A 3,414-nucleotide genomic window follows, 5' to 3' on the forward strand; every position below is an offset into this window, starting at 1 on the left:
AGGCCTTATCGGTAGAATCCTCTACCTTCAGCACAGGATTACCGCGAGAATCTCGACCCAGCTCAGTGCGCCCGCCAGTGTCCTGCCCCAGTTTCGTCAGGGTTGGCGCATCTTCCTTGTCGGATGCCTTGCTCAGATAACGCAGCATTTCGTACATCATGTCGGATTTGTAACCGACATCCTGTCCGGACTTCTCCCAGTCAACCTGAGCCACTTCATCATCCTGATCCTGAGCATAACGCACATGCTTCATGCTGATGGATGTGCGTGTTAGATCGCCTTTGTCAGGACGCAACTCCAAGCGCAGCTTATCTTTTGCAGGACCTTCAACATCCTGGAAAGTCAGACGTTTAATCCAACTGTCCACAAAACTCAGCCGGCTGTCGTTATTCTCAACCCAGACTGTTTCCATCTGTGCGTTTCTTGCATCAACCTTTTCCAGCTCGATACCGTTATACGCCCAAAAATCCTTCAGTTTCGGCCACACTTCGTTGATCGGAGACTCAACAACAATCAGCTTTTCAACACCCTCACGCGACAAGCTCACCTTATCGCTGGAGGCTTCAGTATAGAAAAACTCCGGGCGAGGAATTTCGAAATCACCGCTTCTTTGCGTAGCAACCTGACTAATCTCAGGAATTGCCATGCCCTGTGAGGTTTCGCGGGTACGCAGATGAGGCGGCACCTCCAACGCTTTTCCTTCACTGGCTTTTTCATAATCCTGGCTACGGTCACGGATAATTCCGCTATCACCATAGATCGGATTATTCTCCACAACACTACACCCTGTTTGCAGGGCGCAGGCTAAAATCGTCAGAGATACTGCCTTTTTCATAATCGTTATGGCCGTTTAGATGATACCGGTAGTACGCAGCGCACCGCGTACCTCTTCGTGGTACTGATCGCTCAACTCAACCAGCGGCAGGCGAATTCCCTGCTGCATCAGGCCCATTTCAGCCATCGCCCACTTCACAGGAATTGGGTTAGCTTCAACAAACATGCTGTTGTGTAGCGGCATCAATTTATTCTGCAGATCACGTGTCTGCTCGACATCACCTGCCATCGCCAGACGACATAGCTCTGCCATCTCACCCGGTGCCACGTTTGCGGTCACGGAGATATTTCCGACACCACCCAGCAACATCAGTTCCGGCGCAGTCGCGTCATCACCGGAATACACCGCAAAATCTGCAGGGACAGCATCAATCAGCTCTTTCGCACGCTGCAAATCACCGGTCGCTTCTTTGATACCCACAATATTTGGAATCTCAGCCAAACGGCATACAGTCTCAGGCAGCATATCGCATGCAGTACGGCCTGGTACGTTATACAGGATCTGTGGGATATCAACGGCTTCTGCAATCGCTTTGTGGTGCTGGTAAAGACCTTCCTGAGGTGGCTTGTTGTAATAAGGAGTCACCAGCAGGCAGGCATCAGCGCCCGCTTCTTTCGCTTCACGAGTCAGCTCAATGGCCTCAGAGGTCGAGTTTGCACCCGTACCTGCAATCACAGGGATCTTGCCAGCAACGCGTTTAATCACCCGTTTAATTACCTGGCAGTGCTCGTCACAATCAAGCGTTGCTGATTCGCCGGTGGTACCCACCGCAACGATCGCACCTGTTCCCTTATCCAAATGGAGATCGACGACCTTATCCAGGGCGTCCCAATCAATATCTCCATTGGATGTCATCGGGGTAACAAGAGCAACAATGCTGCCAGTAATCATCTTTATCTCCATAAGGTAAGAGAGGTTATAGTAACGACCGTTACGGGCCGCCACAACAAGTACATCTGCTCTCTACTTAAATCCAGATCGTACTTGTTATCGTATTAGGGTTGGATATTCTATACGATTTTCTACACTCTTGAGTAGCCATCCAACCATTTGAAAATATAGGGAAAGCAGATGAGCACAGTAGCACTTGATCAAGCCGTACCAGATTTCACCGCTAACGCCACCAGCGAACAGACTGTTACGCTGTCTGAACTGTGCCAAAAAAATGTAATTATCTACTTTTATCCAAAAGACAGCACACCCGGCTGCACCACTGAAGGCCAGAATTTTCGGGACCTGTACGCAGAATTCAGCGAGCTTGATACTGTTATCTTTGGCGTGTCCCGCGATGGTATGCGCGCCCATGAAAACTTCAAAGCGAAGCAGTCTTTTCCATTTGAACTGATCAGCGACCCAGATGAAACACTCTGCAATCTTTTTGACGTTATTAAGCTAAAGAAAAACTACGGACGCGAATATATGGGTATTGATCGCTCAACTTTCCTGATCGATAAGGAAGGCGTACTGCGTAAGGAATGGCGTACGGTCAAAGTAAAAGGCCATGTTGACGAAGTACTGGAAGCAGTGAAAAGCCTGTAACCCAACACAAATTACAGGCTCATTCCGTGCCAGCAGATTAACTCTCTGGCACATCCTGCGACAATTTAGGTGCTTTTGGCCAAGCACTGAGTATTGCCTTAATCAACGTTGCTAGCGGGATCGCAAAAAACACCCCCCAGAACCCCCATAAACCACCAAACAACAAGACAGCAATAATAATAGAGACTGGATGCAGGTTAACAGCCTCAGAGAACAACAACGGCACCAGCACATTGCCGTCCAACGCCTGAATTATGCCGTAAGCCGCCATGAGAACCATAAATTCATTGGTCCAGCCCCATTGGAAGAACGCAATCAGGGCAACGGGCAACGTCACTAACGCCGCACCAATATAGGGAATCAAGACTGACAATCCGACCATGATAGCCAGCAATGCCGCATAGTTGATGCCCAACACAGCAAATGCCACATAGGTTGCAACACCAACGATTAAGATCTCTATCACCTTGCCCCGAATATAATTGGCAATCTGATCGTCCATCTCGTCCCATACTTTGGTCATCATCTCTCGCTTCGCGGGCAGCAAAGACGCCCACCAAGATGACAGCGCTTTGCCATCTTTCAGGAAGAAGAACACCAGAATGGGCACAAGAACAAAATAGATCAACAGTGCAACAACACTGCCAATGGAGTTAAGAGAGAAGGTTACAACCCACTGTCCCACTTTCGATAACTCTGCAGCCGCAGAATTGATCAACTCGTTGACCTACTCTACCGAGATCATATCCGGGTACTGCTTCGGCAATAACAGTGCGAGCTGCTGAACCTCCGACAAGATACGCGGCAACTCATTAAAGAGATTACCCGCCTGACGCCAAACAAGCGGCAGGACAAACAGCAACAAAGCAAGCTTGTTTAATTATTCTGTAACTTCAATTTTTTCCATAAGCATTGATCGCCACTTGCCTTGTCCAGTTCATCCAGCCACGTATTATGTTCAGTCAGTTCATTTTCTGTGGGACGTATTACTTTCAGTGGCGGGCGATCAGTGGAAAATCGTCTTATCTCACCAGATCCTG

Annotated in this window: 3 protein-coding genes and 1 pseudogene; 1 reads left to right on the forward strand and 3 read right to left on the reverse strand. The window is 48.8% G+C overall.

Going from position 1 to position 3,414, the window contains the following annotated elements:
* Both bamC and dapA read right to left on the reverse strand, forming a co-directional pair.
* A partial coding sequence (gene bamC, locus ABYW01_RS17130; RefSeq protein WP_372835072.1) for an outer membrane protein assembly factor BamC occupies positions 1–835 on the reverse strand: 835 nt, incomplete at its 3' end.
* A gap of 15 nt (positions 836–850) precedes the next feature.
* On the reverse strand, positions 851–1,726 hold the full coding sequence (gene dapA / locus ABYW01_RS17135; protein WP_372835074.1) for a 4-hydroxy-tetrahydrodipicolinate synthase: 876 nt from the start codon (positions 1,724–1,726) through the stop codon (positions 851–853).
* A 180-nt stretch (positions 1,727–1,906) separates the two neighbouring features.
* Between dapA and ABYW01_RS17140 the strand changes: the two genes are divergently transcribed.
* Positions 1,907–2,374, forward strand: a complete 468-nt coding sequence (locus ABYW01_RS17140) for a peroxiredoxin (RefSeq protein ID WP_372835076.1) — start codon at positions 1,907–1,909, stop codon at positions 2,372–2,374.
* A 37-nt stretch (positions 2,375–2,411) separates the two neighbouring features.
* On the opposite strand, the pseudogene ABYW01_RS17145 reads toward ABYW01_RS17140, so the two are convergent.
* Positions 2,412–3,245: pseudogene (locus ABYW01_RS17145) on the reverse strand (AI-2E family transporter); the annotation flags it as partial.
* Between the last annotated feature and the right edge of the window lie 169 nt (positions 3,246–3,414).

The sequence above is a fragment of the Pontibacterium sp. genome (assembly GCF_041587635.1).
Taxonomy (GTDB): Bacteria; Pseudomonadota; Gammaproteobacteria; order Pseudomonadales; family Balneatricaceae; genus Pontibacterium.